This is a genomic window from Clostridium sp. CMCC3677, assembly GCF_023845585.1.
Lineage (GTDB): Bacteria > Bacillota > Clostridia > Clostridiales > Clostridiaceae > Clostridium > Clostridium aquiflavi.
In genome coordinates this window covers 1-15,619 of the sequence record NZ_JAMQHS010000001.1, presented here as the reverse complement: position 1 = coordinate 15,619, position 15,619 = coordinate 1, and the positions used below count along the sequence as shown (strand labels likewise).

Sequence of the window (15,619 nt, the reverse complement as noted above, 5' to 3'; positions counted from 1 at the left end):
GTTATATCACCTCTATTATTGCATATGCTATAGCGTCAGTATTACTATGAGATATACTTATAAAAATATTATAATTATCTAAATTAAACATTTTATATAATTTATCACTTAAATTCACTATTGGCTTTCCTAGTTCATCTCTTAATACCTCTATATCCTTCAATCCAAATCCTCTAAAACCGCTACCTAATGCTTTACTTACAGCTTCTTTTGCTGCAAAATTTCCTGATATAGTATTAGCATTAAATCTTCTTAATTTAAAGTATTCAATCTCTTTTTGCGTAAAAAATCTATTTATAAAATTTGGATTACTTTCAATAGCTTTTTTTATTCTTTCAATTTCTATTATATCTGTTCCAATTCCTCTTATCAAAATATTACCCCTTTCTCAGAAAGTTACTTTATTTAGTATATACTAAATAAAGTATTTAAGTAATATTTAACAATTAATTTGCAACTTCCTTTGAAGTAAAATTGTCAAATTCACATACATGCTCGTCTACATACTCACCAATAATGTCTATAAGATGTAGTGGTGAAACTCTGTTTTCATATAATTTAGTAAGTAAAGCTTTAACATTGTGTCTATTTATAGAAATTAAATTTACTGAATCCTTTTCATAAAATACCTCATTAGTGGTATTTGAGTTTTGGCTTTGTACTTCTATGCCATATCCTGTTATTCCTTTATACAGTGATTTGGTTAACCTATATTTATACTCAAAATTGTTTTCAGTATCTATAGATGTATATTCTTCTATAATATCCATATAATTACTCAACCCCTTTTAAATTTGTAACACATGTTAATATTATCACATTAACCTTTTATAAAATGTCAAAGCATGTCCCGATAATTAGTTATTTATATATTTTTTATTGACAATAAATTTTCAAACTTGCTATTTATCACCGTATAAATAAATATATTTAAAATTAAATTTAAAGTATTTGTCGAATATTAATCTAATTGCAATAATTTAATTTTAATTTTAATATATATCTTATATTTATATATGTTTATACATTGTTATAGAATAAAAATAAACCACCTTAAATAGCCTAAATCTATTTTAAGATGGTTTATTTTTTCCCATTTTAACCCCATAAATTTCATTGTAACCATAATTGAAAATTGAAAACTGAAAACTTTTTAGTTATCGTTTACATTATTTATTATATCACATTTATTTATTAATTCAATATTTGGTATATTATTTCTTAAATTTTTCTAATATTTTAAAACTTTATAAATAAAATAAAGTCCTAAAGAATAAAAATAACTCCGTCAAGTAGGTTTTACAACAGTATTTTTTACTGCATCTACTTAACAGAGTTCACTTCAATTTTATTCACTTGCAGAAAATTAAAATTATATATTATTTTAATTTTCTGCAATAACTTTTTCCGGCCTTTTGTTTCCTAAGAACTTAAAGTCTTCACCAACAACTTCTGCTATGTATTTCTTATTTCCGTCTTTATCTTCATAACTTCCAGTTCTTAATCTACCACTTAAACTTATACTATCGCCCTTTTTCATATAGCGACATATAACTTCTGCTTTTTTGCCCCATACTACTATGGGAATTAAATCAGCTTTTCTAGTACCATCTAAACTTTTAAATGGTCTATCTACAGCTATTATAAATTTACTGTATGTTTTACTATCTTTTTCAGTATACATAAGTTCAGGGTCCTTTATAAAATTTCCTACTAATACTATTTTATTCATTATATTACACCTCCTGAATATTTCTTTATTGATTCTATCCAGTTAATATAATTATATTCAGTAAAATACAATATTCTTATAATTGGTTTTTAAATTCATCTAACACACAATTTATTTCTACTCCTAAAATAAATAAAATTGAAACTAAAAACAACCAAGTCATCAATATAAAAACAGCTCCAAGACTCCCATAAAATCTAGAAAAATTCCTAAAATTATCTATATAAAAAGAAAATCCATAAGATGTTATTATCCATCCTATTGTACTAAATATAGATCCTGGTATTACTTCTCTCCATTTTAATCTTTTTGACGGAGTAAATCTATATATTGACGCAAATATAAATATCATCATAATCACAACAAAAGCATATCTACATATATTCCATAAAATCATAATTATTTTTGTAAAAGGAATCATTTTTACCAAATAACTTCCTATTACATTTCCAAATACAAGCATAGACAATGATAATATTATAATTACTGCCAATGCTACTACACTAAGCATAGAAATTATTAGTCTTTTTATAAATGATCTCTTTTCTTTAAAACCATAAGCTTTATTAACACCTTTAATTACAGCTCTAAAACCTGATGATGAAGTCCATAAAGCTAATAAAATTGAGATTCCTAATAAACCTGTATATTGTTTATCAAAAACCTCAACTATTATAGATGAAGTTAATTCAAATACCGCTTCTGGAACTATAGCTTTTATTCCATTTAATACTTGTATAGAATCCATATTACTAAATCCTATTAACGTTATTAAGAAAATAATAAATGGAAAGAATGATAAAAGTAAATAATATGCTAATTGAGATGCTAATGCAAAAATATCATCATTTTTTACTTTTACAATCAAGTGTAATAATAATCTTAATTTTTCTCTTAAACTCATCTTCGTATGACTCATTAAATCACCATTTCCTATCTTTAGATATTATCATCTCATTTAATTCTTATATAAAATTATATTTATACCACATTCCCTTTATCCCTTTAAATGAATTAATTATGATAACAAGCCATAAACAGATTTCATAATTTCCTACAAAGCTTACTAATTAAAATATTTAAAATCTTTACCCATTAAACATTATATCTCTATTCTCATATTTTATAGATAAAATTTATAAAATATTCATAATATAAAAATAAAGTTTATTTTAAATAAATATTCATGTTTTCAACAAAATTATAGGACTTAATGCTTACTCAGCACTAAATCCTATAATAAACTAAACTTTAAATATTTTTGCTATGTTTTAGAACAATATTGACATTTTCTCAAAACATAGATTAGTATCTAAATCAATATAATTCTATAATTTATAAATCTTATCTCTATTGTTAACTACATTCTTAGTTGCATTTCTTGTATCATAAACAACTTTAGCCTTACTTACTATATCTTCATAATCATAACAGCTATGGTTAGTTGTTACTATAACAATATCGCTGTCATCAATTACTTCTTTCCAATCTACAGAATTATAGACTTTATTCTTATATTTGGAAACTTCACAATATGGATCATTTACAATAACATCTGCTCCATTTTTTTCTAAAAGTTCAATAACTTTAAATGCTGGTGATTCTCTATAATCATCGATATCATTCTTATATGCAACTCCTAATACCAGAACTTTTGATCCATTAAGTGCTTTTTTATGTTTGTTTAATATTTTCATTACATTATCTAATACAAATTCAGGCATTGAATCATTTATTTCTCCTGAAGTTTCTATTAATCTTGTATGATAATCATATTCCTTTGCTTTCCATTCTAAGTAAAATGGGTCAAGCGGTATACAGTGTCCTCCAAGACCTGGACCTGGATAAAATGGCATAAATCCATATGGTTTAGTTTTAGCTGCATCTATAACTTCCCATACATCAATTCCCATTCTGTTACATAGTATAGCCATTTCATTAGCTAATCCAATGTTAATATTTCTAAATGTATTTTCTAATATTTTTTCCATTTCAGCTACTGCTGGTGATGAAACAGTATGTATTTCACCTTCTAAAATATTTCTATATAATGCTGCTGCAACTTCTGTACAATCTGCACTACATCCTCCAACAACCTTAGGTGTATTCTTAGTGTTAAAGTTTTTATTACCTGGGTCAACTCTTTCTGGTGAGAATGCTAAGAAAAAGTCTTCTCCACATTTTAATCCACTTTCTTCTAATATAGGTTTAAGAACTTCTTCTGTTGTTCCTGGATAAGTAGTACTTTCAAGTACTATTAACATACCTTTATGCATATATTGTGCAACACTTTTAGTTGATTCTACTACATATGATAAATCTGGTTGCTTATATAAATCAAGTGGTGTAGGTACACATATACAAATAGTATCTACATTTTTTACAAAGCTAAAATCTGTAGTAGCTCTTAGTATTTTATCATCAACTAACATTTTTAACTTTTCATCTACTACATCACCTATGTAATTACTACCTTCATTCACCATTTTAACTTTTTGGTCTTGAACATCGAATCCAATAGTTTCATATCCTGCACTTGCTTTTTCTACAGCTAATGGTAAACCAACATATCCTAATCCAACTACGCCTACTTTAGCAGTTCTATTATTTATTTTTTCTAATAATTGTTGCTTTAATCCTGACATCTATTTTATACCTCCTAAATCTACACACTCAACTTTTTCATCAGATTTTAGATATTCTTCATTACAACTTTCACAAATTGCTTTGTTATTTTTAAAATCTAACTTTGAGCCACATTTACATACATATCCTTTAACTATTGCTGGATTTCCAACAACTAAAGCATAATCTGGTATATTTTTAGTAACTACAGCTCCTGCTCCAATCAAAGCATACTTTCCTATGTTATGACCACATACTATTGTTACATTTGCTCCAATTGATGAACCTTTTCCTATAATAGTCTTTTTATATTCACTTTTTCTTTCTATAAAACTTCTAGGATTTATTACATTAGTAAATACACAAGATGGTCCTAAAAACACATCATCTTCACAAATAACGCCAGTATACACAGATACATTATTTTGTATTTTAACTCCATTACCTAGTTTTACTCCAGGAGATATAACTACATTTTGACCTATATTACATTTTTCACCCATTATAGAATTACTCATAATATGAGAAAAATGCCATATTTTTGTTCCTTCTCCTATTTCAACATTATCATCTATATAACTGGACTCATGTACAAAATACTTCTTATCCATAAATTATACCTCTCTATTCCTTTATAGAATCAATTATATATCTTATTTGCTCTTCTGTTAATTCTGGATAAACAGGAATTGCGAATGTTCTATGTGAAAGATATTCTGCAACTGGCATATCCCCTTCTTTATATCCAAGATCTTGATATACTTTTTGTAAATGTAATGGAACTGGATAATATACCCCTGCTGCCACACCTTTATCTTTAAGCTTATTTAACATTTTTTCTCTGTCTTCTGTTTGTAATACATATTGATGATATACTGATTCATTTTCTTGTCTAACACTTGGTGTAACAACTTTTGAATCTTTAAAGTTTTCATCATATATTTTTGCTATTTCTTTTCTCTTTGAATTCCATTTATCTAAATGAGGCAATTTCACCTTTAATATTGCTGCTTGAATGGCATCTAACCTAGAGTTATATCCTATTAAATAATTGTAGTACTTTAATGGATTATATACTGTATCATCCCCAGTATTAGATCTATCTATATCTTCATTTATATTATTTAATAAATTATATGCTTTTTGTCCTGTTTCTCCACTTCCATGAGTTCTTAATGCTCTAGCTATAGTTGCTATATTATCATCAGATGTTACTATCATACCACCATCACCAGCACATGAAAGGTTCTTTGTTGGGAAGAATGAAAAACAAGCTATGTCACTTAATGCCCCTATCATTTTTCCTTTATATTTAGCCCCAACTGATTGACAAGCATCTTCAATAACTTTTAAGTTATATTTTTTAGCTATTTTATTTATTTCATCCATATCAGCACTTTGTCCAAAGATATGAACAGGTATAATTGCTTTTGTTTTTTCAGTAATTTTTTCTTCTATTTTGCTTGGATCTATATTAAAAGTATCTTTTTCTGCATCTACAAAAACTGGCTTTGCTCCTACAGCAGATATACATTCAGCTGAAGCAAAGTAAGTAAATGTTGAAGTTATTACTTCATCACCTGCTCCAATTCCTAAAGATTTTAATGCAATAACTAATGCATCTGTTCCATTTCCTACTGAAATAGCATGCTTAACGCCTATATAATCTGCAAAATCCTTTTCAAAATCAGATACATTTTTTCCCATAATATAATTTGCAGAAGATAATACTTCCTTAGTTACTCTATCTAAATCTTCAGAAATAGACTTATATTGAGCTTTTAAATCAATTAATGGAATATTCATTTTCCTCGCTCCTTTGATTTTACTTATATTACCAATTTATTGTTTTGATAATTCATTTCTACTAAATTATAACAAATATTTAAATTCTAAATATTAATTATTTATAAAAATTATCTTATCTCATTAAATTAGTTATCATAAAGCTACTTCTTTTGATAAACTAACATGAATATTTTAACATACTTAAATAGATAAATAAACTTTTTATTTTATATGAACAAAAAACAAAAAGTGTACACTAATACTACTTTAAAATAACATGTATAAGAGTATTTTTTGTATAAATATAATAAAATATTACAAAACTTATTATATTTCTTTAAAAAACACTTACTCAAATAAATTATAATTTATTTGAGTAAGTGTTTAATTAATCTCTTCATACTCTTATTCCTCTTATTTAATTAATGCACATTCAAATAAATAACTAGTCAGCATACTAGTTTATTTTATGAACTGCTTCTTCCTTTGAACCTTACTAATAGCACAACTATTGGCAGAACCCAAGTCATTGTATTTTACAAAATATCCATTGCATCTTTGATTTATTATTTATTTTCATATGCCTAATCTGCATGATATTCATTTACTATTTTTTGCACTAATTTCTTAATTACACTTGCTTCTGCTATTAATGATAAAACTAATAGAAAGACTGTTATTCTTTCTTCTTCTGATTCTTTTAAATTTAAGCATTTAACTCTTTCTTTTAATTTTTTTTCATTTTCTAAGGATGCTTTTAAATATTCATCTAAACTTTCATCCTGTATTTCTGAAAATATTTTATAAGCATCTTGCCAACAAATTATATCATCATCTCGTTCATTTATTTCGTTAAATGCTAAACTAAAGACTTTTTTTATTTCATCAGTAGTTAGCACTGGTCTCATATAACTTAATAATACAAGCTGAACTAAATGTATTTTAGTGTATCCTCGTTTTTTACCATCTTCTGGTTTTGTGATAACTTCACTTTTTATATAATTTTGAACTATGTTATTAGTGAATTTTTCATCCATAAATTTATCATTTAAGTAGTCTATAACTTGAGATAAAAATAAATCATACTTTGGTAGATCTTCACATGAAACTAAACTATTTTCAGATATTTTTTCAACTATTTCTTTTATATAAGACGACTCCATATGATTATTCATATAATATCCCACACTTTCTTAGTATATTTAAATAAATTATATAGTAAAAATAAACTTATTACAAGTTATTTTTACCATTATAATAATCTGAATATGTTTTTATTATATATGATAATTCAAAAATTTAGTATATAAATTATAATTTCTATTTTTTAATTGTTTTATATTTTCTGTTTTATTTATAATTGTTTTAAATTATTATATGGAAAAATAATATTTTTTGTCTGTTTAAGACAATATGCATTGTTTTTTTATATATTTTTAAATTTTTTTGTGTTTTTTAATATTTATATGACAAATTGGTAATTATCCATATTTTCTAATTTTTACTAATTGTTTTTACTTTTTTTATTTTAATATAGGCTTATCCCATTTAACCTCAGTAGTAATGCAATTTTTTATATTAAAATCATCTTATATTGTATAGTAAAAAATTCTAAAAATTCTATTGACATTTCTAAAATATGGTAGTATATTTTATATATAATGTTTATTAAAGTTGAAATTTGTAACTTATTATACAAAAAACATAAAATATATATTGACTTTATATTACATACTTGGTAATATGTCAGAGTAGAATGTCGAACATTGTAATTAGGAGGAATTTTTATGAAATCAACAGGTGTAGTTAGAAGAGTAGATGAATTAGGTAGAATTGTTATTCCAATAGAATTAAGAAGAACTTTAGATATTGCTGAAAAAGACGCTTTAGAAATTTATGTAGACGGTGAACAAATAATCCTTAAAAAATATGAACCAGCTTGTATATTCTGCGGAGATGCAAGAGACGTTATAAACTATAAAGGAAAAAATGTTTGTACTAATTGTTTAGATGAAATAAAAAACAATAGATAATATCTATTAATTATACTTAATGACAATATTAGCACCTCTAAAATTTTAGAGGTGCTGTTTATTTTATATATCAATTGAAAATTTATAAACTTCACTTTTAGGTATACCTCTATCTTTAGCAACACATTTAATTGCTTCTTTTTTGCTTATACCTTCATTTATATATTTTATTATATGATCTTGAATTGATAAATCAATCCATTCACTTTCTCTTTCTTGTTTTATTTCTTCAAGTTTTTTTCCTTCAAGTACAAGTACAAACTCTCCTCTAGGTTTATTTTCTGTAAAATAATTAATAGATTCTTCAACAGAGCCTCTAAATATTTGTTCATATAATTTTGTTAATTCTCTACAAACTGCAATTTGTCTATTTCCAAACGAGTCATATAAAAAAGATAACGTATCAATTAATCTATGAGGAGCTTCATAAAATATTAAAGTTTCTTGACTTTGAAGTAATTCTTCTTTTATTATATTTCTTTCTTTATTTTCTCTAGGTAAAAAACCTCTAAAAATAAATTTAGTTGTATCTAATCCAGAATATACCAGAGCTGTTGTTATAGCTGTTGCACCAGGTAATACACTAAATTTTATTCCCTGTTCTATACATCTTCTTACTATAACGCTCCCCGGATCTGATATTCCTGGTGTTCCCGCATCAGATACTAAAGCTATACTTTGACCATTTAATAGTTTGTCGATAATTTCATTACTCTTATCCTTCTCATTAAATTTATGATAGCTCATTAATGTTTTCTTTATATCAAAGTGATTTAATAACTTTAAAGTCTGTCTAGTATCTTCAGCTGCTATGATATCCACTTCTTTTAGTATTTCTAAAGCTCTTAATGTTATATCTTTTAAATTTCCTATTGGAGTTGGTACTAAATATAAATTTCCTACTTCCATTTTATATCCTCCCATATATTTTATCTATTTGCTTTGTATAAGATCCATCCTCATTGTGAACATATAAAGGAATATCCCATTTCAAATATGCTCCACCATCTCTTTGCCCTTCTACCAATACTATATTTGCTGCCTTACCAGGTTTAGGATATACCATTTTAACTCTTTTAGGCTCTATTTTATATTTTCTCATTAACGTAAATATATCTGCTAATCTCTCTGGTCTATGTACTATAAACATTCTGCCATTATCTTTTAGTAATACTTTAGATGCATAAATCACATCTTCTAGATTACATAAAACTTCATGCCTTGCAATAGCAAGTTTATCACTAGGATTTATAATTCCTGCATTATTTAACTTGTATGGTGGGTTTACAGTAACTACATCAAACTTATCCATTTTCTTTAAATACTCTATATTTTTTAAATCTTCCCTTATAAATCTAACCTTATCTTCTAATGCATTTAATTTTACACTTTTCTCTGCCATATCAACCATCTCTTGTTGTATCTCTAATCCATAAATTTCTTTAGGACTATACTTTCCATATAACAAAAATGGTACTATCCCTGTACCTGTACATAAATCAATAACTCTATGTTTATTCTTAACATTTGCAAAATCAGATAATATTACGGCATCTACTCCAAATTTAAATCCATTAACCTTTTGTATTAATCGTAATCCCTTTAATTGTAAATCATCTATGACTTCATCTGTATCTAAATTAATTAAATTATTTTCAAGCATAGTTATCTTCCTTTATCCATATATTCTAAATAATTATAACTTATACATTTATTCTAAACAACTTAATATGATTTTAGTATTTTATTTTCTAGTTGTGTTTTAGCAAAGTGTCTATATATAATTAAGTCTTATAACTATAATTTCATATATTGTAGTTAACTTTAAATAGAACTAAATTTTATATACAACAAAATAAGGCTAGACAATTACATATCTAGCCTTATTTTAAATATTATATATTATAAAATTCTTCTAGCCGCATAGAATTTATATACTGATGATACTTTTACAACGTCTCCTGTTTGTGGTGCATGAATCATGCTACCTCCACCAACGTATATACCAACATGACCTGCATGAGTAAATACTAAATCACCTGGTTGTAATTGATCTTGTGATACAGGTACTCCTACCCCTATTTGTGAATAAGTAGTTCTTGTTATATCAACACCTGCCGCTTTTCTATACACATATTGAGTAAATCCTGAACAGTCAAAGTTGCTTGGACCTGTTGCTCCATATACATAAGCTTTTCCTAAATGATTATAAGCTTCATTTAATATAGCTTGAGCATTACCTGCTGATGGAACAGTAACATTTGTAGAACCTGAATTTCCTCTGCTTGGAGTATTACTTGAAGCTGCTGCTGATGCCGCTGCTGCTCTTTTAGCTTCTTCTTCTTGTTCTTTTTGTGATACTGTACTCTTTGCACTTTCAATCTTTGCATTTACTTCTTCTATAACTATTGGGCTCTTAAGTTGGCTATCTCTTAAATTTCTTAATTGAGAGATTGCAGATTTTAAATCACTAAGAGAACTGCTTGAACTATCTATCACATCTATTTGTGATTTAACAACATCTCTTTCCATTTGTGATAAATATTCTTCATCAAATTTCTTCTTTTCTTCTTTTGTCTTTCCAACTAATACTTCTTGATCTTTCTTTTTAACGTCTAATTCTGATAAGCTCACTTGAACTTCTGCATTAAGCTTGTCTATTTCTTTCTTTTTATCTTCTAAAGAAGTTATCTTTTCATTTAATGAATCTCTTTTTTCAGCTATTTCTTTTATAGCTTTCTTATCTCTACCTAAAATTCTACCTAATGATTCTGCTCTTGTAAAAAAGTCACTAGTAGATTCTGATTCAAATAAGAAGTTTAAATAACTGAACTCCATATTTCCTGACATATATATAGCTTTAAGTCTTTCACCTAATGCTAAATCTAAATTAGTAATTTCCTCTTTACATTGTTCTATGTCTTTAGTTGTGTTATCAATTTGTGTATTAATATTCTTAACTTCTTTTTTATTATTAGTAACAGTTTGCTCTAAAGGCTCTATTTGAGCATCTAAATCATAAATTTTATCTTGAATTTCACTTATATTACGTTCTATTTCAGCATATTTTTGTCTTGTTTCACTTAATTCTTGATTTCCAGGCGTAGCAAAAGCTGGCGCTGAAGACCCTGCAATAATCATAGTAGCTAACATTGCAGCTAAAATCTTTTTTCTCATCCAATGCCGGTTCTTTTCGAACCTTCCCTCCTTCATATTAACAAAATGCGTTTACATATCTAAAATTATATCACTTTACATAAATATGGACAACTTTTCTACAGCATTAATTATAAGCATTATCCTATATTTTTTTTAAAATAGTCCATAATCCCCTACTTTTCTAAACGATGCTACATAAAACCCATTGATAATAGGGTGTTTTAATATATTAAGTCATATCTTTAGAAATATAAATTAAAAAACATGAATACAGTTTCTGTAAAAGTTTACATTATATTATTATGGTAACATAAAAATGAATAAAATTGAATTCTTGACATAAGTTTTTTTTGAGAATATAATTATTTTTATCTGTACTATTTAATACAACATAAAAAACTTAAGGCATTCCCTTAAGTTTTTTTTATAACTTTTTATAAATAAAAATGGGGGACCTTAATGTTAAATAATATAAAAGCTGCAATATTTGATTTAGATGGAACATTAGTGGATTCAATGATGATTTGGCAACAAATAGATATAGATTATCTAAAAGAAAAAGGACTTGAATTACCTAAAGATTTAAAAAATGATATAATTCATCTAAGCTTTAAACAAACAGCAGCGTATTTTAAAAACAGATTCAATCTAGAAGATTCTATTGAGACAATACTAAACCATTGGCATGATATGGCCTTTGAATACTATTCAAAAAAGGTAAAACTAAAAGATGGTGTAATAGAATTTTTAGATAAACTAAAATCTAAAAATATAAAGATTGGACTAGCTACAAGCAATTCTAATGAATTATTAGAAGTTTGTTTAAAAACAAATAATATATATCATTATTTTGATTCAATAACTACTACTGGTGAAACTGAAAAAGGTAAGGATTCTCCAGACGTATATTTACTCGCTGCTAAAAGATTAGATACTACCCCTGATAAATGCGTAGTATTCGAAGATATACTTCCTGCTATAAAATCAGCAAAAGTAGCTGGAATGAAAGTTATTGCAGTAAAAGATGAATTCAGCATAGATTCTAAAGAAGATATTATAACTGCTTCTGATAAATACATAACTTCATTTTTTGAATTAATATAAAGTAAACGTGGATACACTCACTTCTTATTTAGTTCAAAGTAAATAGATAAGCATTAAGCGTTACAAAAATTATATATATATATATATATATATATAAAAGTGGTTTTATAATAAAACCACTTTTTCTATTACTTATAAATAGTAATATCATTATTTTCTTTCAACACCATATTTATCTGATAATTGTTTTATCATTTCTAAATATTTGTTTTGTTGTCTTTCATTTATAAGTTGTTTTAACACTGCATCCTTAACTTGATCAAATGGTACAGTTGTGCTTTCAGTTTTGTTTTCTACTAATATTAAATGATAACCGAATTGTGTTTTAACTGGTTCACTAACTTTTCCAACTTCTGATTCAAAAGCAACTTTTTCAAATTCTGGAACCATAGCTCCTTTTCCAAAGTTCCCTAAACTTCCACCTTGTTCTTTAGATGGACAAGTTGAATATTTCTTAGCAGCCTCTTCAAATGCTAATCCATTTGCTATTTCTTCTTTTATAGAATTAGCTTCTTCTTCAGTCTTAACTAAAATATGTTTTGCTGAAACTGTTGGTGGATTTATAAACATACTTGCATTATCATCATAATACTTTTTAACATCTTCATCAGTAACTGTAACATCAGCTAATACTTTGTTAATTGCTAATTGAGTTAATGCCTCTTTTGCTAATCCTTCAACTAAATTTTTATATTCTTCAGTCTCATCTATTTTTAACTCTTTACCAAAGTTACGCATTAATTCAAAAGCAACTACTTGTTCTAATAATGCTTCTCTTCCTTGTTCTCCTTGGAACATAGCTCTTCTTTCTTGTGGATATCTATTTAGTACTGCATCTAAATCTTTATCTTTGATTTCGTTTCCGGCAACAATTGCCACTACCTTATTTTCCATGTTAATTCTCCTTTTAACTAATTTTTTATATACCTCTATATTTTAACAATATATATCTCTACTAACAATAAAAAAAGAAAATTTATTATTTTTTTATAAAAATGATATACTAATTATGGGTGATTTTATGAATAACATATTAAAAAATGATTGGAATAATTACATAGGTAATGAATTTGAAAAAGATTATTACCTTAAATTAAGGAAAAATTTATCACAAGAGTATAAAACAAAAACAATATACCCTGATATGTATAATATTTTTAATGCTCTTCATTATACAGCTTTTGATGATGTTAAAGTAGTTATATTAGGGCAAGACCCTTATCATGGACCAAACCAAGCTCACGGATTAAGTTTTTCAGTAAATCCAGGAGTTAGGACTCCTCCATCACTTTTAAATATATATAAAGAATTAAAAGATGATATTGGATGTTATATACCTAATAATGGTTATCTAAAAAAATGGGCTGACCAAGGTGTTCTATTATTAAATACAGTACTTACTGTAAGAGCTGGCGAAGCTAATTCACATAAAAATATAGGCTGGCAAATATTTACTGATAATATAATAAAGGTATTAAATACTAGAGAAAAACCTATTGTATTTATACTTTGGGGAAATAATGCAATAAGAAAAGAAGAACTTATAACAAATCCCAAACACCATATAATAAAATCAGTGCATCCTAGTCCTCTTTCTGCCTCTAGAGGTTTTTTTGGTAGTAAACCATTTTCAAAAACTAATGAATTTTTGAAAAATGACAATAAAACTCCTATAGATTGGCAAATAGAAAATCTATAAATATTACTAAAAGTGGATACTTACAGTTCATAGTATAATCAAAAGTTTACAGACTTTTAAAAGATCAATTAAGAAATTTAAGGATTTTTACTATTTACTATACTAATATCCACTTTTAAAATTAGAATTTATATAATATTGACTCTTACCAATTTTTAAATTAATGCTATGTTTTAGTAGAGTGTTAATATATGCATAAACACAGATTTAAAACATACCCTAAATTTAAAAGAGTCTTAATAAATTTGCACATGTTTAAATTATGTTTTGATACGCTTAATAATGCATTTCTTTTATGGTTTATTATATATGATTTTCTTTATACTCTTCTATTTTAGAATAGATTAATGAGCCTATTATTCCTAATACTCCTCCTGCTGCAAAGAAAAACACTGCATTATCAAAAATTGTACCAATAATAGTTCCAAATCCAACTCCCATTGCAATTCCTTTGGCTAAATTTTCATATTCCTTATCAGTTAACATAATCTTTTCTAACATTAAACTCATCTCCAATCTAAAATATTTTTATTTTATAATACTAATTTTACATCAGTACTCTTAAAAGTTTATTAATTCAAAATTAAGGATTTCTTATTATTATTTTATATCACTATAAATTTTTATTTGTTACATATCTGTGTCCTAATTCTTACAAAATGGTTTCATTTTATATTATTTATTATCAGACTATGTTTTGGTATATTATTTATATATTTCCAAATAAATCTACATAAAATAATTGAAATTTCATCTTATTTATTACAAATATCAATACATATTTAATACATAATATATTACAAATATATTGTTATGTACATTAAAATTATATGATATTATATAATTATTATTAATTTAGTTAAGGAGAGAAATTTTATGGAATATAAGTTTGTATATGATGATAAAGAATATGTATTAAATAAAGAAAATTGTGACGGTATATTTTTAGATTCTGATAATGAAGTTGAAGAAATTGAAGGCTTATCATTAGATATAATTTTAAATGCTTTATGCGAAGGAAAAGTTATTAATTTTTCAAAAGAATTTTATGGCGATAAATGTTACTGTGATTCTCAAGAAAATATAAATAAATCTTATGCTTATTTAGAATATCATTTTTATGTTTATACAAAAGAAAATAAATACATAATAAATACACTATGTAAAGAATACGAAAATACATCTTATAACAAGCTTTTTAGAGTTGGAAAAATAGATGATAGTTATATTGTTAGCATAGTTATTTGCCCTTGTTGTGGTAATTACACCGTTGAAATTGAACAATGTACAGTTTAATATTTTTATGAGTATAGATCAGTTTTAAAACATCTATGCTCTTTTTTATTGGCTCTGTTTTAGCATAGTGCTGATATATGCATAAGCAAAGTGAGCGGAATAATTGAACTTAGGAATGCTAAAATGAGTATAGTCCCATTTTAGCTTGCTCCCAATATAAAATTGGGACAAACAGTAAATGTG

The 15,619-nt window shown here is 25.8% G+C and carries 17 protein-coding genes; 4 read left to right on the top strand and 13 right to left on the bottom strand.

Features of this window, described 5'->3' with window-relative positions; translation table 11 throughout:
* Nucleotide 1: 1 nt before the first annotated feature.
* From acpS to NG901_RS00050, 8 genes are all read right to left on the bottom strand, one after another.
* Nucleotides 2–373: a holo-ACP synthase gene (gene acpS / locus NG901_RS00085; protein ID WP_252211614.1), complete on the bottom strand. Its 372-nt coding sequence runs from the start codon at nucleotides 371–373 to the stop codon at nucleotides 2–4.
* Nucleotides 374–446: 73 nt separating this feature from the next.
* A complete protein-coding gene (locus tag NG901_RS00080; RefSeq protein WP_252211613.1) occupies nucleotides 447–770 on the bottom strand; it encodes a DUF6514 family protein in 324 nt (107 codons plus the stop codon).
* Between the two features lie 614 nt (nucleotides 771–1,384).
* Nucleotides 1,385–1,732, bottom strand: a complete 348-nt coding sequence (locus tag NG901_RS00075) for a single-stranded DNA-binding protein (protein ID WP_252211612.1) — start codon at nucleotides 1,730–1,732, stop codon at nucleotides 1,385–1,387.
* Nucleotides 1,733–1,808: 76 nt separating this feature from the next.
* On the bottom strand, nucleotides 1,809–2,651 hold the full coding sequence (locus NG901_RS00070; protein ID WP_252211611.1) for a YihY/virulence factor BrkB family protein: 843 nt from the start codon (nucleotides 2,649–2,651) through the stop codon (nucleotides 1,809–1,811).
* A 409-nt stretch (nucleotides 2,652–3,060) separates the two neighbouring features.
* Nucleotides 3,061–4,377: a nucleotide sugar dehydrogenase gene (locus NG901_RS00065; RefSeq protein WP_252211610.1), complete on the bottom strand. Its 1,317-nt coding sequence runs from the start codon at nucleotides 4,375–4,377 to the stop codon at nucleotides 3,061–3,063.
* A complete protein-coding gene (locus NG901_RS00060; protein WP_252211609.1) occupies nucleotides 4,378–4,968 on the bottom strand; it encodes an acyltransferase in 591 nt (196 codons plus the stop codon).
* A gap of 13 nt (nucleotides 4,969–4,981) precedes the next feature.
* Entirely contained in the window at nucleotides 4,982–6,163 is a 1,182-nt protein-coding gene (locus NG901_RS00055) for a DegT/DnrJ/EryC1/StrS family aminotransferase (protein ID WP_252211608.1), read from the bottom strand.
* A gap of 566 nt (nucleotides 6,164–6,729) precedes the next feature.
* Entirely contained in the window at nucleotides 6,730–7,320 is a 591-nt protein-coding gene (locus NG901_RS00050) for a DUF1836 domain-containing protein (protein ID WP_252211607.1), read from the bottom strand.
* A 612-nt stretch (nucleotides 7,321–7,932) separates the two neighbouring features.
* Here NG901_RS00050 and NG901_RS00045 point away from each other — a divergent pair.
* The gene (locus tag NG901_RS00045) at nucleotides 7,933–8,178 is read left to right on the top strand and encodes an AbrB/MazE/SpoVT family DNA-binding domain-containing protein (RefSeq protein ID WP_003369321.1); all 246 of its coding nucleotides are present in this window, start codon (nucleotides 7,933–7,935) and stop codon (nucleotides 8,176–8,178) included.
* A 63-nt stretch (nucleotides 8,179–8,241) separates the two neighbouring features.
* Here NG901_RS00045 and rsmI read toward each other — a convergent pair whose 3' ends face one another.
* The 3 genes from rsmI to NG901_RS00030 form a co-directional block, all read right to left on the bottom strand.
* Nucleotides 8,242–9,087: a 16S rRNA (cytidine(1402)-2'-O)-methyltransferase gene (gene rsmI, locus NG901_RS00040; protein ID WP_252211606.1), complete on the bottom strand. Its 846-nt coding sequence runs from the start codon at nucleotides 9,085–9,087 to the stop codon at nucleotides 8,242–8,244.
* 1 nt (nucleotide 9,088) lies between these two features.
* Nucleotides 9,089–9,841 carry a tRNA1(Val) (adenine(37)-N6)-methyltransferase gene (locus NG901_RS00035; protein WP_252211605.1) on the bottom strand — a complete coding sequence of 251 codons (753 nt, stop codon included), beginning with the start codon at nucleotides 9,839–9,841 and terminating at the stop codon, nucleotides 9,089–9,091.
* A 239-nt stretch (nucleotides 9,842–10,080) separates the two neighbouring features.
* Complete coding sequence (locus tag NG901_RS00030) at nucleotides 10,081–11,355, bottom strand: C40 family peptidase (RefSeq protein ID WP_252211604.1); 1,275 nt, start codon at nucleotides 11,353–11,355, stop codon at nucleotides 10,081–10,083.
* 441 nt (nucleotides 11,356–11,796) lie between these two features.
* Between NG901_RS00030 and NG901_RS00025 the strand changes: the two genes are divergently transcribed.
* The gene (locus tag NG901_RS00025; protein ID WP_252211603.1) at nucleotides 11,797–12,441 is read left to right on the top strand and encodes an HAD family hydrolase; all 645 of its coding nucleotides are present in this window, start codon (nucleotides 11,797–11,799) and stop codon (nucleotides 12,439–12,441) included.
* 150 nt (nucleotides 12,442–12,591) lie between these two features.
* On the opposite strand, the gene NG901_RS00020 is transcribed toward NG901_RS00025, so the two are convergent.
* Entirely contained in the window at nucleotides 12,592–13,335 is a 744-nt protein-coding gene (locus tag NG901_RS00020) for a peptidylprolyl isomerase (RefSeq protein ID WP_252211602.1), read from the bottom strand.
* A 127-nt stretch (nucleotides 13,336–13,462) separates the two neighbouring features.
* Here NG901_RS00020 and NG901_RS00015 point away from each other — a divergent pair, with 127 nt between their 5' ends.
* Nucleotides 13,463–14,140 carry a uracil-DNA glycosylase gene (locus NG901_RS00015; protein WP_252211601.1) on the top strand — a complete coding sequence of 226 codons (678 nt, stop codon included), beginning with the start codon at nucleotides 13,463–13,465 and terminating at the stop codon, nucleotides 14,138–14,140.
* Nucleotides 14,141–14,443: 303 nt separating this feature from the next.
* On the opposite strand, the gene NG901_RS00010 is transcribed toward NG901_RS00015, so the two are convergent.
* Complete coding sequence (locus NG901_RS00010) at nucleotides 14,444–14,641, bottom strand: hypothetical protein (RefSeq protein ID WP_252211600.1); 198 nt, start codon at nucleotides 14,639–14,641, stop codon at nucleotides 14,444–14,446.
* A gap of 375 nt (nucleotides 14,642–15,016) precedes the next feature.
* Between NG901_RS00010 and NG901_RS00005 the strand changes: the two genes are divergently transcribed.
* Entirely contained in the window at nucleotides 15,017–15,436 is a 420-nt protein-coding gene (locus NG901_RS00005) for a DUF3785 family protein (RefSeq protein ID WP_252211599.1), read from the top strand.
* Nucleotides 15,437–15,619 lie beyond the last annotated feature (183 nt).